Source organism: Bacillus massilinigeriensis, assembly GCF_900111815.1.
Lineage (GTDB): Bacteria > Bacillota > Bacilli > Bacillales > Cytobacillaceae > Mesobacillus_C > Mesobacillus_C mediterraneensis.
Genome location: NZ_LT630004.1, coordinates 882230 through 903446, shown reverse-complemented (window position 1 = coordinate 903446; position 21217 = coordinate 882230). Strand labels below are relative to the sequence as shown.

The window sequence follows — 21217 nt, the reverse complement described above, 5'->3', positions numbered from 1 at the left end:
ATTAAGATTCATTTAATGTGGAAACTAGCTTCCTGAAAAACTCGCTTTCCTTTTTTCCAGAAAAGCTGCCACTCCTTCGCTATGATCCTTTGTCTGCCCTGCAATTCGCTGGGCCTGTGCATCTCGTTCAAGAAAATCTTCATAGCTATTATTCCAGCTAGCTTTTAAGTTTCTTTTTATCAGACCAATTGCTTTTGTCGGCATGTTCGCAAGTCTTTCGGCGTAGGCTGTAACGCTTTCTTCCCATTCGGCAGCATGATACACTTCGTTCACGATACCGATTTCCTTTGCTTTATGCGCTGTTAGCTTCTCTCCAAAGACTGCAAGCTCCATCGCTTTAGCGTGGCCCACCATTCTCGTTAAGTGGTACAAATTCCCCGCATCAGGGACAAGCCCTACATGAATGAAGGCTTCAATGAAACTGGCTTTTTCAGAAGCGATTCGAAAATCGGCTGCCAGCGCCAAACTCATTCCAGCGCCTGCTGCGACTCCATTCACTGCCGCAATGATAGGTTTTTCGCAACGATCGATTTCCAGAAGCATTGGCGTATAGCGTTTTCTTAACACTTCGCCATGATCCATCTCATCTGTCACACCCGATAGGTCTTCCCCAGAACAAAACGCTCTTCCTTCGCCAGTAATGACGATTGCCCGAACTGCCTCATCACGGGAAGCAGCTTTTACTGCCATCGTTATTTCCTTATTAACTTGTTGGGTAAATGCATTTAGCTTTTCAGGGCGATTCAGTTTTATATATGCAACCTTGCTTTCAACTTCATAAATAATCGTTTGCAACAAATCTCCCCCTATCTTCCTTTGAAATCAGGATTGCGTTTTTCCTTAAATGCCCGCATCCCTTCTTTCTGATCTTGTGATGCAAAAAGAAGATAAAAGTTTTTCCGTTCAAATTGCATTCCTTCATATAAAGAGTAATCCACTGCTTTCAGAACCGATTCTTTGATCAATCTGACTGCCAATGGCGCTTGTTCTGCTATCTTTGAGGCGAACTTCAGCGTTTCTTCGAACAGCACCTCTTCAGCAAAAACTCGGTTAATTACGCCATGCTGCTGGGCCTCCGTCGCTGTAATCCGGTTGCCGCTCATAATCCACTCCATTGCCTTCGCTTTTCCTACAAGCTTAGTCAACCTCTGTGTCCCTCCTGCTCCAGGCATAATACCGAGATTCACTTCTGGAAATCCAAACTCAGCATGTTCGGAAGCAAAAAGCATATCGCAGCATAGAGCAAGTTCAAAGGCTCCTCCCAATGCCAAACCGTGTATTGCGCCAATCACCGGTTTTTTAATCCATGTTATCCGGTCCCAATCTGTAAATTGGTTGAGCTTTTCTAAATCTATTGCGCTAGCATTCATCATTTCATCGATATCGGCACCCGCAGCAAAAACCCTTCCTTTTCCTGATAAAATAATGACTTTGACGTTTTCGTCCCTATCATACTCTTCCATAGCAGAGAGAATTTCCGAAACCATTTTTCGGTTAAGTGCATTCAGAACTTTAGGGCGATTAAGCTCAATATGGCCTACCTTCCCTCTTAAAGTTGTTTCAATAGTCTCATAGCTTTTACTCATCCACTTCTTCACCGATCATGAAAGTAATCAAGTTCCCGGCAAAGCTCATTGCATCCTTTCCAGAAGCCTTCCCCTCAGGAGATTTCATTCCTGCCTTCATTGCTTCATGATTGGCATAATACATTTCACACATTAAGTAGTATTCCCCTTCTCCTCCCATCGGGCTCCCAGTGAAACGAGTTACCTTCATTCTCTGAAGACCAGGGATTTTAGCAGTAAGGGGCGCATGGATTTCAAAATAATGCTTATCAAATTCTTCTTTGTTTTCTGGATGCTTGTATAATGCAATTAGTTTTACCATCGTTTTCTCTCTCCTTCTATCAAAAGTTTTGTTGGTCTATGCTAATGTATGCTAGTTAACTCAAATCTATTAGTGCCTCCATATTACATAAGCGTAGAAACGGGCTTCATCGCTTCAAAAGGATTTTTGCATGCCTTGCAATAAAGAATGCTTCTGCAGGCAGTCGGACCGAATAAATTCTCGAGCGTTGTATACGTCGAGCCGCAATATGGGCAATCTGCCTGCCATTCTCCTGATTCAGCAATGTATATTGGCGGAGGCGCAATGCCAAATTCCTTTAATCTTTCGCGCCCAGTATCTGTTATTCTATCGGATGTCCATGGCGGATGAAGAGCGAAGATTACCTCGATTTTTTCGTCTGCTTTCACCTTTGCTACTGTCTCTTCCACATTTTTCTTAATAATATCAAGTGCAGGGCACCCCATGAATGTCGGAATCAGTTTGATAGAAATCCTGTCTTGATGAAATGTTATGTCTTCCAGCATGCCAAGCTCCAAAATCGAGATACTATCAATTTCTGGATCTTTCACCGACTGGAGCGCCGCTAATACCTTCTCCCTCAGCATGCTCTCACCAGCTTGCCTTTACGTCGAGACGGTATACCTCGCTAAGGGTCTCAATAGCTGCCTCAAGATCCTGTGTGTGCTCCCCGTTTCGCCCGTCTCCTTTTTCCATCCCGAATTTTTTAGGCATCTTCATTTCAAGAGAATCAAAGATTGGCGTCATTTCATGCTTCCATGCTGCAATTAGCTGCTCCTCAGTATCTATCAATTGGTTTTCACCAAATGCAACTGCTGTTGCCCCTTGCGAAAACAGCCCACCAAGGTCCTTAAAAACATCAGTAACTGCTTTTTCCATCCTAGTCCTTGCCTCGCCACCTGCTCCTATGAGCTGCATGAACCAAGTTTTCCAATGTAACAGATGGTAATATAGCTCCATATTGACCTTCACTGCTGCTTCAGCCATTGGCTGATAGGATGTATTTTTTAGTGAAAGAATTTTTACTTTCTTGGCTTGGACATAGAAGAAATTCCTTACAACCGTAAATGCCCAATCGTATTGCGGCTCATTAAGGTAAGTTCCAGGTCCGTTTGCTAATTCTAGTAAAATCGCATTCTTTCGGTCTTTAGCTAGTCTCGCATGTGCAAGTTTGTCTGCATCTCCAGCCCCTAGTTCCTCCAACAGGGAATAGAACATCGCAGCATGCCCCATCGTATCCTGGCTGATGGAAGAAAAAGCAACATCTTCTTCGATATGCGGCGCAAGCCCGAGCCATTCAGAGCCACGGTAAGCTAGGATAAAGTCATCATCCGCAAGCTGGAACAGGAGGTGTGTTACAGCTTCTAAGTATCCTTCTTTTTGTAACATATCCTTCTGGTTCACGATCATGTCTTCTGTTTCCCTCCCCATGAAAGAATCTCCTTTTCATCAAGCATATCCTGCTCGTAATGCCGCCATTTTTTCTTTAAATAACCGTAGCCTTTCGTATTGCGATATTCTTTGTTGTCTATTCTCTGAAGCGACTGGCGCTCTTCTGATGTCATTTTTCGAATATCTTCTCGTTTGACAACCCATATATCCGCGACCGGTTCCCGCCTCATAAAGTTTTCCTGAGCCATAACTAACGCTAATTCCTTGTTCGGTGCAAGCAAGGAAAACTGATATTGTATAGGTGAGGTATCACTGCGTTTGCTGAATACCTCAAATTCCTGATAAAAACCACTTTCAGACACTCTCATTCCCTCCTTTCTCCCTGTATCGCATTACCACGATGGGGGACAGTCCCCCGACGCGTTAATGCTGCAACGCATCAATAACCCATTTATTATTGCTATAGGCAATTTCTCGCAGCCGAAGCCTTTCGTTTGATTTTGGTCCTTTGTTTTGGATAATTTCCTTGAACTTGCTCCAATCAGGCTGCTGATATTTCCACAACCCATCTTCCTTGTCGAAGTACATCTCTTCATCCGGAAGTTCTAACCCTAAAGATAATACGCGGGGGATATACTTTGTGAAGAAATCCTGGCGAAGTTCTTCATTCGTTTTCGTCCGGATTCTGTACTTTATGGTAGTATCTTGTTTTGAAGTTCCTGTTGTCGCAGCATCTCCTGGTCCAAAGAACATCAAAAGTGCTTCCCACCAGCGATTTAAGGCATCCTGCACCATTGCCCTCTGTTCCTTTGTTCCTTCCGCAAGAGCCAAGATAATTGCCTCTCCATGCTGAGCATGAAAAACCTCTTCCGCACAGATCCGCTTGAGTGCCCGTGCATATGGACCATAGGAGGCATCAAGCATATTTGTCTGCGTGATAATTGCGGCTCCATCTACCAGCCAGCCGATCAAACCTGCATCTCCCCAAGATTTCGTTTCCATGTGAAAAACGTTGTGGAACTTCAACCTTCCAGATAGAAGATCCTGCAGAATGTCTTCCCGTGTTTTTCCAAGCGGCTTCATCAAATCCTCGGTTACCCGCAGCAACAGCTGACCGTGGCCCATTTCATCCTGGACCTTTGCCATGATCCCAAGCTTTCTTTTTAGCGTTGGTGCTTTGGGAACCCATTCCTTTTCCGGCAAAGCTCCCATGATTTCACTGATTCCATGCATGGAAATCAGCTTGATGAGCGTCATCCGGTAGTTTTCCGGCATCCAATCCTCCGCTTCTATTTTCTCCCCCGCCTCAATCCGCTTCATAAACTGTTCGTATTTCGCTTCTTCCGTCGGCTGTCCGGCGGATATTATGTTTACCAAGATGTTTCCCCCTTTACATTACATGCCAATCGGCTGCTTCGTTTTATCAACAATCCGCACTGCCTTTCCCTCCGAACGAGGAATGGTTTTAGGCCTATGCACACGAACCTCCATGGAAATAAGGCACTCGCTTTTGACGTAAGATTGTATCCTCTGTTCTAAAGCATAGACCTTTTCGGAAATTGGATCCTCTCCAATAGCTTTGAATAGCTCTTCGCTCATTTCGACATGCAGTTCCATTACTTTTAAATTCTTTTTAGGAAGTATCACAATTTGATAATGAGGTGCGAGTTCGCATATTGTCAGCAAACAATGTTCTATTTGGGATGGGAAGATATTGACGCCGTTGATAATCAGCATGTCATCGATTCTTCCTTTTACCCTGGACATCCTGACAGTCGTCCTTCCACATAAGCACTTTTCTCTGTTGAGAGAAGCGATGTCTCCCGTCCGATAACGAATGACCGGAAACGCCTCCTTTGTCAGGCTTGTAAAAACTAGTTCGCCTTCTTCACCATCGGGCAAAGGCTTTAATGTTTCTGGATCAATCACTTCGACAAAAAAATGATCTTCAGCAATATGAAGACCGTCCTGGGCTTCATGGCACTCGTTCCCCACTCCCGGTCCAATCACTTCACTTATTCCATAAATATCACAAGCTTTGATATTCAGCTTTTCTTCAAGTTTCTTCCTCATTTCCTCCGACCACGGTTCTGCACCGAAAATCCCATATCGGAGAGAGGTTTTACGCGGGTCTTTCCCCATTTCTTCCATCGTTTCAGCGATATTGAGAATATAAGAAGGAGTACCACAAATAATTTCTGGACGGAAGTCTTCGATTAACGTAATCTGTCTCCTTGTATTTCCTCCAGATACAGGAACCGTTACAGCACCAAGCTTTTCACTTCCATAATGAAGGCCAAGTCCACCTGTAAAAAGGCCATATCCGTAAGCATTGTGCAGCGTCTTGCCAGGCTCCCCTCCCGCAAGCACAATCGCTCTTGCCACAATTTCTCCCCACATATCGATATCTGCTTTCGTATAACCCACCACTGTCGGCTTACCGCTTGTGCCAGATGAAGCATGGATTCTCACTATTTCGTTAGCCGGGACTGCAAACAACCCAAATGGATAATGATCACGCAAATCTTGTTTCTCAGTGAAGGGAAGCGCTTTCACATCAGTCAAACGATTCAGCATTTCAGGAGAAAAATCTACATCATTAAACTTTTCACGATAAAAAGGAACCGTTGACGCAACCTTCTCTACAACGGATTTGAGCCGTTGTAGCTGAACATCTTCAATAAAATCACGGCTTTTCGTCTCAATTTCATGTAAAATCAAATGCTCTCCTCCCACTTACACAAAATACAATTTTATATGACGTTAAAATATCGTGATAGTTTATTAGTGTTATATATTTAAATTAAAGATAACGTGTCAATAGTAAAAAGTCAAATACTTTTCAGAAAATTTTAATATTTATTTAGGATAATTGTTTATTGACTTATCGTTCATCCTGCTGTTAAACTATGCATATTAATTAGGAAATACCCAAACTCGCATTATAAGCGAGAGGCGAAATTTTGTAGAGTTATTGCTCTGTTTCAGTCGCCCGCTGTCCATTTTAATGGACGGCGGGCGTTTTTTATTGTAAAAACACTTGATAGAAAGGAGTAGAATAATATGAAAACATGGAAGTATCCCTTTCTAGTACTTCTAGGGGGATTTTCTTACGGATTGCTTTCAGCGATTGTTAAGCTGGGGCTTCATAATGGATTTTCGATTGAGGCACTCGTTGGCGGGCAATATATATTCGGCTGGCTCGGCCTTATGCTGCTCGCATTGTTCTTTTCAAAGAAAAAGATTACTAAGAAGAATTTTTTTAAGCTACTAATTGCTGGAACAACAATGAGTATGACGGGGATTTTTTACGGCTTTGCAGTAGAAGAACTTTCTGCTTCTATTGCTGTTCTGCTCTTATTTCAATTTGCCTGGATTGGAGTTGTCATTGAAGCAATTGCTAACAGGACTTTTCCAAGCCGAGAAAAGCTTATTTCTGTTTTCATTTTGTTTATCGGAACATTGCTCGCTGGGGGGATTTCCGGAGGAATGGCTGAAAACTTTAATATGAAAGGAACGATTTTCGGCCTGCTTGCGGCACTGTCTTTTTCTCTATATGTTTTTGTTAGCAGCCGAATTGCAACAGAAGTTCCGCCATACTTAAAGGGCTTTGTAATGGCAACAGGGGCGGTTATCATCATCTCGCTTGCTTTCCCACCTACTTTTATCGTAGACGGTTCCATGCAGGCTGGCTTGTGGAACTTTATTCTATTTCTAGCACTATTCGGTATTGTTGTTCCGAACATTTGCTTTACGATAGGTGCGCCAAAAGTCGGCCCCGGTCTTGGAACCATTCTTGGGGCAATCGAACTCCCGACTGCTATGATCGCTTCCATCGTACTACTCAGAGAAGTAGTCTCTCCGATGCAGTGGGTCGGAGTCGCCCTTATCCTCGCGGGTATTATTCTTCCCCAAGTATTAATGGCAAGAAAAATGGCAAGGCGAGGACAAACAAAAGAAGCATAGTAAAAAGAGCGACCGCATGATACTTAAGCGATCGCTCTTTAGTAATAACAGGATGATTATTGAGGTTGGTTTTCCGCAGAAACCTGCCATGTTACACCAAATTTATCGGTTACCTGTCCGTACAACGGGCTCCAAAAAGTTGGCTGAAGTGCCATTAACTCTTTGCCGCCATCCTTCAGTTTATCAAACACTTCCTTTGTCTTATCCAGTCCGTTTACCATAACAGCAACCGTTACCTGGGACCCAATATCATAATCCTGTCCTGGAAAGGTATCCGAAAGCATTAAATCGAATTCTCCAACCTTCAGGTGAGCATTCAGTACCCTATCTTTTGCTCCTGGAGGCAGAGGATGGTCAGGATGCGATGGCATTTCTCCGAAAGTTTGGATTTTGAGTATCTTAGCGTCTAAAGCAGCACTATAGAACTGAACAGCTTCCTGTCCATTTCCGTTCATTACAAGATAAGGATATAAGTTAGAAATCATTTGAAACCTCCTGTTTATTCGAACCAAGAAATTGCGTTCAAATTATGATTAATTTCATTATATCAGATATTTTTACTATTATCCTCTAGTACTATACCCCTCAAAAAAGAATTTGAATACTTCCGCTGATTATCCCTAGGCAACCAATACCTATACAGGTCCACCCCCCTATCTTTTTTGTTCCGGACGATTTTAACAGCGCCAAACCAACCAAAAGAAAAAATAAACTGAGAAAAATATTAGCGAACTGTACGCCTGCACCTTCAAAAATTGATTCAAGTATACGGTCTATATTCTGCTCCATTACATTACCTCCATTTGTTTAACATTTCTCAAAAAGGATAAAATAACAAACAATCCGAAAAATCTTGACATTGCTGCAAAAATCATGGCACTGATATTGTTTTCTAACGTATTTATCATAATATTGCATAGTAACGAGGATAAGAGAACAGCAGAAAGAATAGTCACAGGCACTGATTTTTTTATAAAACCAATTCCAACGGAGAAGATAGCTACTGAAGCAGCGGAGATAGAATAAAAAGCAGCGAGCTTAATGCTTTGGAAGAATAACGTTAATGTATAAGTACCATTTACAATAGGAAAAATTTTTCAGATACAGTAAATATGAGTAAAATGGATGAATAGGTGATCAACATGGAAACAATGGTATAGAAAGAGACACTAAATATTTTAGCAAGCATCACCTTGCTCCTTTTAATAGGATAAGAAAACAGCAATACTGCTCGTTTTCCAGAGTATTCTTCTATAATGAATTTTGTAAACATGGCAGATGCCAATGTCGAAAATGCCGCCATGACATATCACATTTTTGGATAACCTCCTTTCCATCAAATACTTTTTTTAAACGACTTGTTTTTATTGCATGCTCAATCTCCATCAATCTCACCATCCTGTTCATAGGTACTTACCAATTTGCGAATTAGTTCATCACTCATGATATCCATACCTAAAAGTTTTACCGTTTGCTGCAAGAATTTCAGTTGCTTAATCGTCTCTTCTTGATTTCGCTTCGAGAATATCGGATTGCACCATACCGTGATTAAAATTAAGAAAGCCTCTGCACACTCTTTTGGATAATCAGTCTGAATAGAACCATCCTTCACGCCTTCACGAATCACTGCCTCCAAAATTGGGGCACTTTTAACAAGTGTACTTTGAATACTAGCGACAATAAATTGCGGATTTTTCACATGAGGTTCTAATACGTCCTCAAAAGAATATCGCTTTTGGCTATTCAAACTCTGTTCCAATACAATCTTTAATTTTTCCCTTGCATTGGCTGCAGACGTACTGGATACCATTTCATTCAACCGTTGAGTCGACTCCTCGAATGTTCGATTCATGATAGCAGCCAATATTTCTTCTTTTGAATGAAAGTGGTAATAAATCACCCCTTTGGACATCCCTAATTCATTGATGATATCCTGGATACTCGTTTTATCGTATCCCTTTTGAAGAAATAGTTTAGCGGAAATGGATAGAATTGATTCCATTGTCTTCTTTGAATCATTTTTTCTGCTCAAATTTTAAACCTCCTATTAAAATACTGACCGTCGGTATAATAAACTTACCATATATTGATTATTTAGTAAATAATTAAAAATATAAGCTGTCTTCACCAGTTAATAAGGACACCCAAACTCGTTGGGATCCTGACCAGCATGATGGCATTCCCTATTTCCTGCATTTAGTCCCACCTAGTGTTTTCTGTCCATTCGAATTTACAATACAAAAAAGCCTTGACCGTTATACAGGATTCAAGACTTTTTAGCATTCATATACTATTCAACACGAACCTTAAAGCATTTTTTCGACCACAGCTTTTGCCGTTTGTTCTTTATTATAGAGAGACTCTTTTTTTGTACCCTTAAAATAAGCAAAATAGAGAAGGTCTAAAAGATAAAGCTGGGATATCTTGGCTGTAAGGCTACCGCCTTGAAGCGGTCCCTCATTAGCCCCGCATAATAAGGTAATATCAGAATAATTGGTGAGGGGGGATTTAGCAAACCTTGTAATGCATATGGTATTGGCCCCCGTTTGTTTAGCAACCTTTGCAATTTCGATTGTATCTTTTGTGGAACCGGAATATGAAATAAGTACCGCGACATCTCTTTCGGTCAATAAAGACGCAGACATGATTTGCAAATGTGAATCGATGGAACACTCTGTCTTATTTGTGATTCTCATGAATTTATTTTTTGCTTCCATTGCTGTCATTAAGGAAGATCCTACTCCAAAGAAATGGATCCGTTCAGCCTGAATCATTCTTTCTACAGCTTTTTCAACATCTTGCTCATTGATAAAATTGTAAGTTTCGGTCAGTGCATGAACGTTAGTTGACAATATTTTGGATGAAAGCTCAGGAATGGTGTCTTGCATCGTAATCTGGCTCGACAGCTGTGGCGTTTCATCCTCCAAAGATATACTGTGGGCCAATACAATTTTAAATTCCTGATAGCCTTTTAAATTCATGGTTTTACAAAACCTGAAAACACTCGATTCCCCAACATTGCAAGCATCTGCTATATCGGTTATCGACATATAGATTACATCTTTCGTATTTGAGAGGATGTAGTCAGCAACCTTTTTTTCGGTGTTCGTAAAAGAAGTGTACCTTGAATGAATAAGAGAAAATATATCTTGGTATGCCATTTATGCACCTCTACTAGTATTCCTTTTTCATATACAGGGACCCTGCTCCAAGAACTCCTGCCTTATTACCAAGAGCAGCTTTTAGAATTTTCACATCTGAAAAACTCCCCATGGTGAAATCCTTGACTCTTTCATTAATCAACTTTACCAGTATCTCCTGCTCCATTATTCCGCCACCTACTATAATAGCCGGCGGGTTAAAAATATGAATTAAAGAGGCTAAACCAAGTGCGATTTCTGTAATCCATTGGTGTAAAACTCTCTCTAACCGAGCATCTTTTTGAACGATGCCATCAAAAATCATCCTGCCATTTATATATTTTTTGTCTATCTGTATAGCTTCTTTTACTAAAGCTGATGTTGAAGCATAGGTTTCGTAACACCCAGAGCCTCCGCAATTACACGGTTTCCCTCCTGGATGCGTAATGATATGTCCAAACTCACCTGCAATGCCATTATACCCTCTATAAATCTTGGAATTCAACACCATGGCTCCACCAATTCCCGTGCCGAAGGTTATACAAAGGAAATTATCGAAGGTCCTGCCTGCTCCAAAAAAGCTCTCTCCTAATGCCGCAGCGTTCACATCATTTTCAACTTTTACCGGTACGTTGAAGGCACTCTCCAATATGTCCTTTAATCGCATCCCAGTGTATTGAGGGATATTGTCGTTCGCATATTTAATAAATCCTTCTGTATGGTCCACTTGACCAGCAGTACTGATGCCAATTGCATCAATATCCGGATACTCGGCGATTTTTTGAATTAAATTTTCTACTAGATACTTCCCGCCTCTTTTACTATCTGACGGGTATTCTTTAAAATTTTCAATGTTTCCGTTTTGATCGCATAGTCCAAGTTTAATAGCTGTACCGCCAATGTCTGCTGCGAGTATTCTCATTTTTCATTCCGCCTTAATCGCGCTTATGAACTTTTTAGTTATCTCCATCGGCCGGGTGATAGCAGATCCAACAACAGCAGAATGGATTCCAATACTAAAGGCCTTCCCCAGGTCTTCAGGAGTCCAGATTCCTCCTTCAGCAATCACTGGAATATCAAAGGCGTTCACCATACTTTCCATCAATTCAAAATCCGGCAGTTTCCTGTCCTCTGTGTAGGCCGTATACCCACTTAAGGTTGTAGCTAGACAATCAAAACCTAGCTTAAAAGCCTCCTCCGCTTCCTCCAGTGTAGAGCAATCCGCCATGAATATTTGGTTTGGAAATGAATCGCGTATGATTGGGAATACTTCGCTGATCGATTTACCATCTGGCCGAACTCTTTTGGTGGCATCAAGGGCGATAATATCCACCTTTTCATTGATAAGTAGCTCGATTTCTTTCATTGTAGGAGTGATAAAGACATCTGATCCCCTGTACACTTGTTTAATAATCCCGATAATCGGCAGATCAACCGTTCCTTTAATTTCTTTAATATCTTCAATGCTGTTGGCACGAATCCCGCCTGCCCCCCCAAGCATTGCGGCATATGCCATTCTTCCCATAATAAATGGGCTATGCAGCGGTTCTTCTGGGAGTGCCTGACATGATACAATGAGTTTCCCGTTTAATTGCTCCAGTACGTTATTCTTGTTGCGCATTCTTCCCACCTCCGTTTCTTGAAATTATTCCTTAACTGCCCCAATAGAAATTCCCTTGGTAAAATACCGCTGGAAAAGGATAAAAATCAGGAGCATTGGAACTGCCGCGACAGTAGCACCTGCCATTTTGTATGCAAAGTTTGGATTTAAATCCTGCATCAACGTTGCAATTCCCACCATCAACGTCTTCGAGTTTTCATCCTGACCTACGACTAGCTGCCAGAGATAATCGTTCCAAACTTGAACGAAATTAAGAATAAATAAGGCTCCAATACCTGGTTTCACCATCGGGAGCATGATTTTAAAGAATACGGTAAATTCACTTGCTCCATCCATCTTTGCCGATTCACGCAGGGAGTCTGGAATAGCATCGAAGAATCCCTTAAGCATGAATACACCAAAAGCAGTAGCCACATTGGGCCAAATCATACCGTTAAGGGTATTAACCATACCAAAATCTTGGATAATCCTGAACAAAGGGACAATCATTACCTCTTTTGGTACCATAAGGCTTGAAATAAATATGATGAATAGAATGTTTCTCCCCTTAAATCGAAGCTTTGAGAAGGCATAGGCAGCCAGGCAGCTCACCATGATCAATGCAATAGTAGAAACCAGAGATACGTAAGTGCTATTAAATGCCCATCTTAAAGCTGGCTGATTGTTGAATACGTCTACGTAATTTTCAAACGAAATCGTTTTGGGAATCCAGTCCGGCGGCATTTTGACGACATCAGAACTGTTCTTTAAGGAGCTGGTCATTAACCAGTAAAGTGGAAATAAACTTAGCAGGGCAAAGAAAATGACTACACCATTCGAGATGATGTCCATTTTTTCTTTTTTCTTCTTGTTCCTATTTTTGTTTCCTACCATCGCTCTTCACCCCTAATCCTTTTTGAACATAGCTTTTAATTGCGGGATTGATAATAATAATGTGATCAAAAACATAATGACACCTACAGCTGATGCCATGCCTAGCTGATTATACTTAAAGGCATTGTTATATAAATAATACATAAGAGTAGTTGATGCATTATTCGGTCCTCCACCTGTCAGGAGCTGGATGACCACAAAGATTTTCAATACAGCAATGATGTTCATGATGATAATATATATCGTTGTTGGCTTTACTAGAGGAATGAGGATTTTAAAGATAATCGTCATCCTGCTTGCTCCATCCACTTCTGCAGCTTCAAATACGTCTTTCGGTACACCTATCATAGCTGCAACGTAAAGGATGATAGCCTGGCCTATATTAGTTGCAAATGTAATAAAGATTATCACGGGCAATACAAGGCTTTTATCCCCCAGGAAATTAACTGAAACCATTTCTAGTTGTCGGGCAGCAAAAGGAATAAGACCATTAGCCGGGTTGAGTAAAAAGCTCCACACCATACTCATTACTACCATTGACACCATTACCGGGATATAATAACTCCCCCTGATGAAAGAGACATATTTAGCATTTTTATCAAAAATGGCCGAAGCAACAAAGATGGCAAAAACCACGGTTAAAGCAACGATACAAACCACAAATATTACCGTGTTGATGGTTGACTGCAGGAAGACGGGATCAGCAAATAATCTGCTGTAGTTTTCTAAGCCAACAAATGTTTCTTGCTGATAATTAATTCGAAACAAACTTAAACGAATGCCTTCGAATATTGGATAAACGATAAACACCAGAAACAGCATAAGCTGCGGTGCTATAAATAAATATCCAGTCAGGTTTTCTCTCATGGACGGCTGATTATTTCGCATAGGAATCCCCTACCTTTCTATAACAATCTTAAGCTCTCGATGAGAGCTTAAGATTGCCATCTATTTCTGCGATCAAGATTATTTCTTATAGATCACCGAGTTTGCTTTTGACTCTTCAATGATTTGATTTCCTTTTTCCTGATAATCCTTTACTATTTGTTCGGCTGTTTTTTCACCCGTATAAAGGGCTTGAAGCTCCGGATAAAGAATTTGTCTTAATTGACTGTAACCAGGAACATTGCCCGTAAAGTTGAACATATACTTGGCATTCTCATCGTATGCCGCAAAAATAGGGTTATCTCCCTTAAACTCTTCGGCTACAGATGTTCTGACAGGTACACCGTTCTTTGATGCTTTTACTAATTCTGGATCCGTCGACATAAACTTTACAAAGTCTTTACTCACTTTCATTCTCGTTTTATCTTCGGTGTTAAATACTGCAGCCCCTGTGACATAGGTGAATGTCAAAGGTTTTCCACTTTCAGAAGGGATATTTGCAAGCCTCATATCAAATTTTGGTGCCTTTCCGCTTTCCATATCTGCTTTTGCATTACTTGCCAAGACAGAGTTCGTGAAGCTGATTGCAAGCTGCTGATTCTGGAACATCGCGTTCGCATCGTTGGAAGACACAGATTCAGCACCAGGATTTGTCAGACCGCTATCATAAATCTTTTTCATCCACTCTGCTGCTTTTATGCCATTTGCATCATTTAGAGCAATGTTTCCTTTGTCATTGAAGAATGGATTGCCAAACATTCTAAAATAAGCAAGGTTCCATGTATCACCCTGGTTATTGAGAGCGTACAACGCCATCGGATAGGCATTTGGATACTTATCCTTCGGCAGGTCCTTTTTTAAAGCTTTGAGAATCTTTTCATAGTCTGCCAGTTTCCATGTCTTAATTTCATTTTTATCACCAATATATTCATCCAGTCCCGCGGCCTTAAACATATCGGCATTATAAGCCAATGTACCAGGCATATGAGAGAACGGATAAAAATAAATATCATCACCAAAAGTGACACTATCCCAATAGTTCTTTGCAATATCCTTTTTTGCCTTTTCATCAACAATGTCATTCAACGGTACTAAAGCTCCTCTGTGGACATAATCTCCCATTGCGAATACGCTTTCAAAAAAGACATCGGGAGGTGTTCCACCATTAAGGTTAACATTAAGGAGTTCATCTCTTTGGTCCCCTGCAATAACTTCAACATTTACCTTTACATCATGTTCCTTGTACTGGGCTGCAAACTTTTCTCCAGCGTGCTTAAGAAAGCTGTCGTAATCCGCTCCCTTTTCCGAACCATCCATGACACCCTTCCATTGAGGAGTCAGCCAAACAGAAATCTCCACCTGGTCCTTTGATTTACCATTTGTCTTTGCTGAATCATTTCCTGTACATCCGGATAGAATGCCCAGGACCAATATCATTGCCATCGATGAAGCTAGAAAACCTTTTTTAAACATCCATTTCTCCTCCTAACATTTTATAAAATATCTTTAATTTTATCGAAAACAAGCCTGGCTAAGAGCCTGTGCCCGTATTCATCGAGATGCATAAAATCAATCGTATTCATCGGAACCTTCCTGCCTGTATTAAGGAAATCGATACCTGTTTCGGATAATAGTTCTTCCAGATGCATAGCAAGCTCCTCAGACTTAACATCGCAATGCTTTCCCATTGATTTCCCGATTTCTGTTTTATAGTACTGTTTGTGAATGGGAGGAGGCGCAACCACTAAGACTCGGGGAAACTGTCCATCAGGCCCTACCGGTGTCCTACTCGCCTTATAGGCAAGTCTTGTAATTCCCTGTGCAATATTGTAGGAAGTAAGATGGAATCTTGCTTTCGTGTCATTGGTCCCAAGCATTATGATGATCAGTCCAATTGGAGAATGGCTCATTAAACATGGATGTAAATATGTAAGGCCATTCAGCCCTTCGAATAATGGATCATCCATCACACTTGTTCTTCCGGGCAGGCCTTCCTCCACTACTTGAAATTCTCCACCAAGTAAGTCTGCTAGAAGAGTTGTCCAGCGTACGCCTGCTGGGAATCTTTCGCCTGATTGAGCATTGTAGCCCCAGGTATTGGAGTCTCCAAAGCATACAATCCTTTTATCACTTGCTCTTCCCTGCATACTTCTCAATCGCCTTCTCAATTTGTATCTTGATGTCCGCTATTTTCAATAAATCATCACCATGTACAGGTTCTAAGGGACCGCGAACACTTCCAATATTGACTCCTCCCTGTTTCAGTACTTCCTTGATGGCTGAATACATCGAGCCATTTAGGGAACAAAGAGAGATGATGATGTCATTTATATCCTTTTGAATTCTTCTTGCGTCACCAAAGTTACCAGTTCGAACAAATGTATCTGCTGCGAGCAGCAATTCTGGCATAACCGCATACGTTCCGCCAATTCCGCTGTCTGCCCCCATCAATCGGCCAGCTACAAACTGTTCATCAGGTCCATTGAAAATGATAAAATCCTCATGTGCTGCAGCTTTAAATCTTTCGATATCCATAACAGGCATAGAAGAATTCTTTATGCCAATAACTTTCTCATTCTCTAGCAGTCTTTTAAACAGCCCAATAGATAAGGTATATCCAGTCGTCTGCGGGATGTTGTAAATAATAAATGGCAGTTCTGTAGATTCGATGATTGCAGACCAATACTTAAAGATCGAGCTTTCCGGAAGCTTAAAATAGATCGGCGGGATGGCGGACAAGGCATTGTAGCCTAAGTCCTCTGCATACTTTGCCAATATGACACTTTCTTTTGTTGAAGGTGCGCCGACATGAGCAATCAGTGTCAGCTTCCCACGCATACAATCGGAGACATACTTTAAGGTCGCCTTTCTTTCCTCAAGATTTTGATAGATACATTCTCCAGAACTGCCTCCAACGTAAAGCCCTGTTACACCCTTTTTAAAAAGGAAAGTACATAAATTCTTCGTCCGTTCCTCTGAAACATTTCCATCATCATCGTAACAAGCATAAAAAGCAGGAAATATCCCTTTGAATTTATCTAGTTCCATGTTAACGTGACCCCCAACTGTAATTATTGATAACGCTTCCAACTGAAATATAGCATATAGCGAGCATCATTGTAAATAATTTTCTTTATTTTTTATTTATTTGAAAGAAATTTCCGACACAATAATTTCAATAGTTTCTACTTAATATGTAAACTTCAATATAGACAATAGCTGCCATGATCCATATAGAATAAAGTAAACAAAAAATGTTGACTTTTATTCTAAATCATTATATATTTATTTATGTCCTAACCGGGACAAACAAAATAACGATTCCGTAGCTCAGCTGGGAGAGCGCTACCTTGACAGGGTAGAGGTCGCTGGTTCGAACCCAGTCGGAATCATCAATGAAAAAAGCCTTGAATCCCTTATGTGATAAGGGATTCAAGGCTTTTTTGTTTTTCTCGATAAAAGTAATTTCTAGCCTGAAAAGATGATTTGCTAACATTCGGGTAACGAGCACCAGGAATGAAAAATTAAGGTATTACAAGCGTATTATTGGAAAATTCCCGCTAGTGCAATTAGAATACTATTATACGAATGGAGGTATATTAAATGAGCTTGAAAATCCGTATTTATTCTGATTATGTTTGACCGTTTTGCTATATAGCGGAGGCTCCGCTAAAGGAAGCTATTAAAGGAAAAGATGTGGAAGTAGAATGGATGCCTTTTGAACTTCGACCAATCCCGCATAAGACCCATTCGCCAAAGAGCGAGTTTATCCAAACAGGTTGGAATCAGTCAGTTAAGCCGATGTCCCAGCGGTTTGGCGTTAATATGAACCTGCCCTTACATATTGATCCTATGCCACACACACATCTCGCCCATGAAGGCTATCAGTTTGCAAAAACGAAGGGCCTTGGTAATAAGTATGCAGAAGCGGTGTTAAAGGCATTTTGGGTAACCGGCAAAGACATTGGCAATATAGAGGAACTTGCTAGCATTGCATCCTCTGTCGGTCTCAATCAGGAGAGTTTCGAACAATCTCTTAGAAGTCGTACTTTCAAGGAAAAACACCAAGAAAGTCTTCGACATGCTTACGAAGAAGCACAAATTACGTCTGTACCTACCTTTTTCATCGGAAAACGCCGTGTACAAGGTCTTCATACTAAGGATATGCTTGAAAAAATTATGGAAAAAGAAAGCAGTGACAGCAATCCTGTCCTGGGAGACTCCTGTGGAATAGATGGTTGCTAATAGATTGAACGAGGACCGGTTTTTCCGGTCCTGATTTTTTTACAAATACAGCACCATGTATACTTCATCATAATAATATCCATCAATCTTTAAGGCATTTCGATCATATCCATAGGTTTTAAAGCCTAAGCTTTCATAAAGCTTTTTTGCTGAAAGGTTTCCCGCAACTACCCCCAAGATAACTTGTTCAATACTCTCCATTGATTTTGCTGTCATTATTGCCTCATTCATAAGTGCCTTTGCGATTCCCTTGTTTCTATTTTTGGGCGTAACATACATGGCAAATATATTAGCCCTATGGGAAAGCTTTCGTTTTTTTTCAAAGGATAATGTCACAACTCCGGCCAATTCCTCCCCAATCCATGCACCAAACGTGAAAGAGCTTTCGTTACCTAATCTCGCAGCAAATGCAGCTTCCGGCAATGCTTGCTCCTCTTCGAAGCTTGAGGCGAATGCTTCAGGGTTATTCTTTAACGCATCAAGTCTAATCTGCCTGTAGATATGTGCGTATTTTTCTGTCAATTTCAACACTCTCATGAATATTACCCTCCCGAAAAGGCATTCGAATTTTCAAACGCAGCCGCATCTTATCTACTTCCCATCATCGTATCCAGTTATAAAAAAAGGGAAGCCCTCAACCTTGAAGGCTCCCTAACTATCATCCAGTCTGCTCCAAATTCAATTTATCTTCCCGCTTGATAAAAAATTGCATTGCAAGCAGAATTGCGAAAGTGCTTAGACCAATAATATCTGAGACCTTCCCTGGATAAATGAGCAGCAATCCTCCGGCAACACCAGCAATTCGTTCGAACCAATACATCTTTCTCATCCAGAAACCGATAATTCCTGCCCCTATTGCCATCATTCCGGCAAATGCTGTAAATACAATCCAAATGAGGTACGGCCAAGTTGTATCAATCATTAACAATTGTGGAGAGAGAACGAAAATGTACGGAATAATAAAGGCTGCGATCGCTAATTTCGCCGAATTGACACCTGTCTTAATTGGCTCTCCACCCGAGACTCCTGCGGCTGCAAACGCTGCGAGCGCTACCGGTGGAGTGATATCGGCGATAATGCCGAAATAAAATACAAACAGATGAGCAGATAATGCAGGTACTGCTAAATTAATGAGCGCTGGAGCTGCGATGGTAGAAGTGATTACATAGTTTGCCGTTGTCGGCGACCCCATGCCAAGGACAAGTGCTGCGAGCATCGTGAAAATGAGCGTGAGGATTAGCTCGCCTCCTGCCAAGTCAATAAGTCCATTCGCCATTTTAAGACCAAGTCCCGTTTTGGTAACGACACCGACGATAATTCCCGCTGCAGCAGTAGCAGCTGCAACAGCAAGTGCTGAACGTGCACCATCGACTAACGCTTCCACAATTTCTTTGAAGCTCATCCGAGTTTCTTTTTTAATACCGCTTAGTATAACCGCCGCTACAATGGACCATAATGCTGCCCACATTATCGACATGCCTGTCATCATTAATACAACGACTATAATGATTGGAAGCAATAAATAAATTTTTGACAGCACTTCTCTCCTATCGGGCATTTCTTCATCTCGAAGGCCGCGTAAACCAGTCCTTTTGGCTTCAAAATGGGTCATGATCCAAATGCCTGTAAAATAAAGAACTGCAGGTATGGCAGCTGCCTTAGCAATATCCCAATAGGTAATTCCGTTTCCAATAAACTCGACCATCAGAAAAGCGGCTGCTCCCATGATAGGCGGCATCAGCTGACCGCCCGTTGATGCTGCAGCTTCTACTGCACCGGCAAATTCTTTTCTGTAGCCTAACTTTTTCATCATTGGAATCGTAAAAGATCCAGATGTTACTACATTGGCAACAGAACTTCCGCTAATTGTTCCCTGCAAAGCACTGGAAAAAATGGCGACTTTCGCTGGGCCTCCGACTCTTTTGCCTGCAATCGAAACTGCGAGATCATTGAAATACTCCCCTACTCCTGTTTTCACAAGAAATGCTCCAAATAAAAGGAAGAGGAAAATATAGGTGGAAGATACCGCCAGTGGTGTTCCAAGTATCCCTTCAGTCGTAAAAAACATTGTTTGGACGAGTCTATCAAGCTCAAGTCCTCCATGAGCGAAGAAGCCAGGCATATACGGACCAAAGAGCGCGTAACCAATAAAGAGGAGTGCGATAATCATAATTGGCAGGCCAACCGTCCTTCTCGTTGCTTCCAGTACAAGCACGATAGCCAGTAGTCCGATATAAAAGTCCAGCTCTGTCAAGCGGCCAACACGCATCGTTAGCTCATCGATCATCAAAGGCCAATATGCCCCTACAGCAACCGCTCCGATTGCGAGGAGGACATCATACCAGGCGACTTTATGCTTGACTAAATTTTTCTTTCTTGCAGGAAATAAAAGAAAAATCAAAGCTAGTGCAAAACCTAAATGAATCGTTCGTTGAAGCTGTGCAGTAAGCACGCCAAACACTGCTGTATACAGTTGGAACAGGGAGAAGCTTAGGAGTCCGAGAAAAACCAGCCACCCCAATATCCCTTTCAGTTTTCTTGTCCCTGCCTCTGGATCGTATTTCTCTAGTAACGCTTGCTGTTCTTCCATTGACAGTGTTTCATTCTTAACCATTCTGGATGTTCACTCCTTCCAGCATTTCTATTAAACTAATTCTTTCCACACTGAACCGGACAATGCTTCCCGGTTCTACAAAACGAGAAAGTGGGTACTTTTTATCCCGCCATATTAATGTATGGTTCGCCCTTACCTTTCCCACACTGAGGTTATAGCTGCGAAAGTCCCTCTTCATTTGAAGAATTTTGTACTTGCCGTCTTCCATAACGAATTTTTCTCCTGGCAACGCATTCTGCGGCATACCGATGGCAAAGTCCTCATACTCTAATTCATATTGCCGAATATTGCCATTCTGTAATATTTTATAGCTTTCGATGACAGGCTTGAGGTGAATGGAGTGGGTGTAAAGCATTTTATATTTGCCGCCTTTTTTCATTGGAACATAAGCGAACACTTTATCGGTTTCTGGCGAGGATAATACTAAAGAATATCTCCAGGGAATCACAAGTGTGCCTATCACCACAAGAACAGCTAGCACAATAAAAATCCCCTTTTTATTCCTATACATTTTCAATTCCATCACGCCGCCTATTTCTAAAGATAGAAATGATATTTCCCTTTATTCCCATACATAAAGATGCGGGAAGCAGGCCCTTTGCGTTGGCCTGCTCC

The 21217-nt window shown here is 41.4% G+C and carries 24 protein-coding genes and 1 tRNA gene; 3 read left to right on the top strand and 22 right to left on the bottom strand.

The genetic code is table 11. The features are described 5' to 3' along the window. Positions 1–24 precede the first annotated feature (24 nt). The 8 genes from BQ5796_RS04875 to BQ5796_RS04840 form a co-directional block, all read right to left on the bottom strand. Positions 25–798 carry an enoyl-CoA hydratase-related protein gene (locus BQ5796_RS04875; RefSeq protein ID WP_071459202.1) on the bottom strand — a complete coding sequence of 258 codons (774 nt, stop codon included), beginning with the start codon at positions 796–798 and terminating at the stop codon, positions 25–27. A gap of 8 nt (positions 799–806) precedes the next feature. Next, positions 807–1586 carry an enoyl-CoA hydratase-related protein gene (locus BQ5796_RS04870; RefSeq protein WP_071459201.1) on the bottom strand — a complete coding sequence of 260 codons (780 nt, stop codon included), beginning with the start codon at positions 1584–1586 and terminating at the stop codon, positions 807–809. Next, a complete protein-coding gene (locus BQ5796_RS04865; protein WP_071459200.1) occupies positions 1579–1887 on the bottom strand; it encodes an EthD family reductase in 309 nt (102 codons plus the stop codon). Before BQ5796_RS04865 ends, BQ5796_RS04870 begins: the two co-directional genes overlap by 8 nt. An 83-nt stretch (positions 1888–1970) precedes the next feature. After that, a complete protein-coding gene (gene paaD / locus BQ5796_RS04860; protein WP_071459199.1) occupies positions 1971–2453 on the bottom strand; it encodes a 1,2-phenylacetyl-CoA epoxidase subunit PaaD in 483 nt (160 codons plus the stop codon). Positions 2454–2457: 4 nt separating this feature from the next. Further along, entirely contained in the window at positions 2458–3297 is an 840-nt protein-coding gene (gene paaC, locus BQ5796_RS04855) for a 1,2-phenylacetyl-CoA epoxidase subunit PaaC (RefSeq protein ID WP_428839287.1), read from the bottom strand. Continuing rightward, positions 3273–3626, bottom strand: a complete 354-nt coding sequence (paaB, locus tag BQ5796_RS04850) for a 1,2-phenylacetyl-CoA epoxidase subunit PaaB (RefSeq protein ID WP_083413045.1) — start codon at positions 3624–3626, stop codon at positions 3273–3275. Before paaB ends, paaC begins: the two co-directional genes overlap by 25 nt. Positions 3627–3681: 55 nt before the next feature. Then, the gene (paaA, locus tag BQ5796_RS04845) at positions 3682–4578 is read right to left on the bottom strand and encodes a 1,2-phenylacetyl-CoA epoxidase subunit PaaA (RefSeq protein WP_071461149.1); all 897 of its coding nucleotides are present in this window, start codon (positions 4576–4578) and stop codon (positions 3682–3684) included. Between the two features lie 75 nt (positions 4579–4653). After that, on the bottom strand, positions 4654–5979 hold the full coding sequence (locus BQ5796_RS04840) for a phenylacetate--CoA ligase family protein (RefSeq protein WP_071459197.1): 1326 nt from the start codon (positions 5977–5979) through the stop codon (positions 4654–4656). A gap of 342 nt (positions 5980–6321) precedes the next feature. Between BQ5796_RS04840 and BQ5796_RS04835 the strand changes: the two genes are divergently transcribed. Further along, positions 6322–7224, top strand: coding sequence for an EamA family transporter (locus tag BQ5796_RS04835; RefSeq protein ID WP_071459196.1), 903 nt, complete (start codon positions 6322–6324; stop codon positions 7222–7224). A gap of 56 nt (positions 7225–7280) precedes the next feature. Here the strand turns inward: BQ5796_RS04835 and BQ5796_RS04830 are convergent, their stop codons facing one another. From BQ5796_RS04830 to BQ5796_RS04775, 11 genes are all read right to left on the bottom strand, one after another. Continuing rightward, positions 7281–7709, bottom strand: a complete 429-nt coding sequence (locus BQ5796_RS04830) for a VOC family protein (RefSeq protein WP_071459195.1) — start codon at positions 7707–7709, stop codon at positions 7281–7283. 100 nt (positions 7710–7809) lie between these two features. Further along, on the bottom strand, positions 7810–8013 hold the full coding sequence (locus BQ5796_RS04825; protein ID WP_071459194.1) for a hypothetical protein: 204 nt from the start codon (positions 8011–8013) through the stop codon (positions 7810–7812). 586 nt (positions 8014–8599) lie between these two features. Further along, positions 8600–9256 carry a TetR/AcrR family transcriptional regulator gene (locus BQ5796_RS04815; RefSeq protein ID WP_071459192.1) on the bottom strand — a complete coding sequence of 219 codons (657 nt, stop codon included), beginning with the start codon at positions 9254–9256 and terminating at the stop codon, positions 8600–8602. 274 nt (positions 9257–9530) lie between these two features. Beyond that, on the bottom strand, positions 9531–10385 hold the full coding sequence (locus BQ5796_RS04810; RefSeq protein ID WP_071459191.1) for a MurR/RpiR family transcriptional regulator: 855 nt from the start codon (positions 10383–10385) through the stop codon (positions 9531–9533). A gap of 13 nt (positions 10386–10398) precedes the next feature. Beyond that, on the bottom strand, positions 10399–11286 hold the full coding sequence (locus BQ5796_RS04805; protein WP_071459190.1) for an ROK family protein: 888 nt from the start codon (positions 11284–11286) through the stop codon (positions 10399–10401). 3 nt (positions 11287–11289) lie between these two features. Beyond that, positions 11290–11985 carry an N-acetylmannosamine-6-phosphate 2-epimerase gene (locus BQ5796_RS04800; RefSeq protein ID WP_071459189.1) on the bottom strand — a complete coding sequence of 232 codons (696 nt, stop codon included), beginning with the start codon at positions 11983–11985 and terminating at the stop codon, positions 11290–11292. A 24-nt stretch (positions 11986–12009) separates the two neighbouring features. Then, complete coding sequence (locus tag BQ5796_RS04795; protein WP_071459188.1) at positions 12010–12858, bottom strand: carbohydrate ABC transporter permease; 849 nt, start codon at positions 12856–12858, stop codon at positions 12010–12012. 12 nt (positions 12859–12870) lie between these two features. Continuing rightward, positions 12871–13746: a carbohydrate ABC transporter permease gene (locus tag BQ5796_RS04790; protein WP_071459187.1), complete on the bottom strand. Its 876-nt coding sequence runs from the start codon at positions 13744–13746 to the stop codon at positions 12871–12873. A gap of 78 nt (positions 13747–13824) precedes the next feature. Beyond that, positions 13825–15216, bottom strand: coding sequence for an ABC transporter substrate-binding protein (locus tag BQ5796_RS04785; RefSeq protein WP_071459186.1), 1392 nt, complete (start codon positions 15214–15216; stop codon positions 13825–13827). 20 nt (positions 15217–15236) lie between these two features. Beyond that, positions 15237–15890, bottom strand: a complete 654-nt coding sequence (locus BQ5796_RS04780; RefSeq protein WP_071459185.1) for an SGNH/GDSL hydrolase family protein — start codon at positions 15888–15890, stop codon at positions 15237–15239. Continuing rightward, on the bottom strand, positions 15871–16791 hold the full coding sequence (locus BQ5796_RS04775) for a dihydrodipicolinate synthase family protein (RefSeq protein WP_071459184.1): 921 nt from the start codon (positions 16789–16791) through the stop codon (positions 15871–15873). Before BQ5796_RS04775 ends, BQ5796_RS04780 begins: the two co-directional genes overlap by 20 nt. Positions 16792–17062: 271 nt before the next feature. Here BQ5796_RS04775 and BQ5796_RS04770 point away from each other — a divergent pair. Together BQ5796_RS04770 and BQ5796_RS04765 are read left to right on the top strand one after the other, a co-directional pair. Further along, positions 17063–17135 (top strand) — tRNA-Val (locus BQ5796_RS04770). A 262-nt stretch (positions 17136–17397) separates the two neighbouring features. Further along, positions 17398–17988 (top strand): DsbA family oxidoreductase, encoded by a 591-nt coding sequence (locus BQ5796_RS04765; protein ID WP_282956870.1) that lies wholly within the window; start codon positions 17398–17400, stop codon positions 17986–17988. Positions 17989–18027: 39 nt separating this feature from the next. On the opposite strand, the gene BQ5796_RS04760 is transcribed toward BQ5796_RS04765, so the two are convergent. The 3 genes from BQ5796_RS04760 to BQ5796_RS04750 form a co-directional block, all read right to left on the bottom strand. Further along, positions 18028–18525, bottom strand: a complete 498-nt coding sequence (locus BQ5796_RS04760; protein ID WP_071459183.1) for a GNAT family N-acetyltransferase — start codon at positions 18523–18525, stop codon at positions 18028–18030. Between the two features lie 121 nt (positions 18526–18646). Continuing rightward, on the bottom strand, positions 18647–20602 hold the full coding sequence (locus tag BQ5796_RS04755; RefSeq protein ID WP_071459182.1) for a TRAP transporter permease: 1956 nt from the start codon (positions 20600–20602) through the stop codon (positions 18647–18649). Further along, positions 20595–21125: a DUF1850 domain-containing protein gene (locus BQ5796_RS04750; protein WP_234969305.1), complete on the bottom strand. Its 531-nt coding sequence runs from the start codon at positions 21123–21125 to the stop codon at positions 20595–20597. Before BQ5796_RS04750 ends, BQ5796_RS04755 begins: the two co-directional genes overlap by 8 nt. Between the last annotated feature and the right edge of the window lie 92 nt (positions 21126–21217).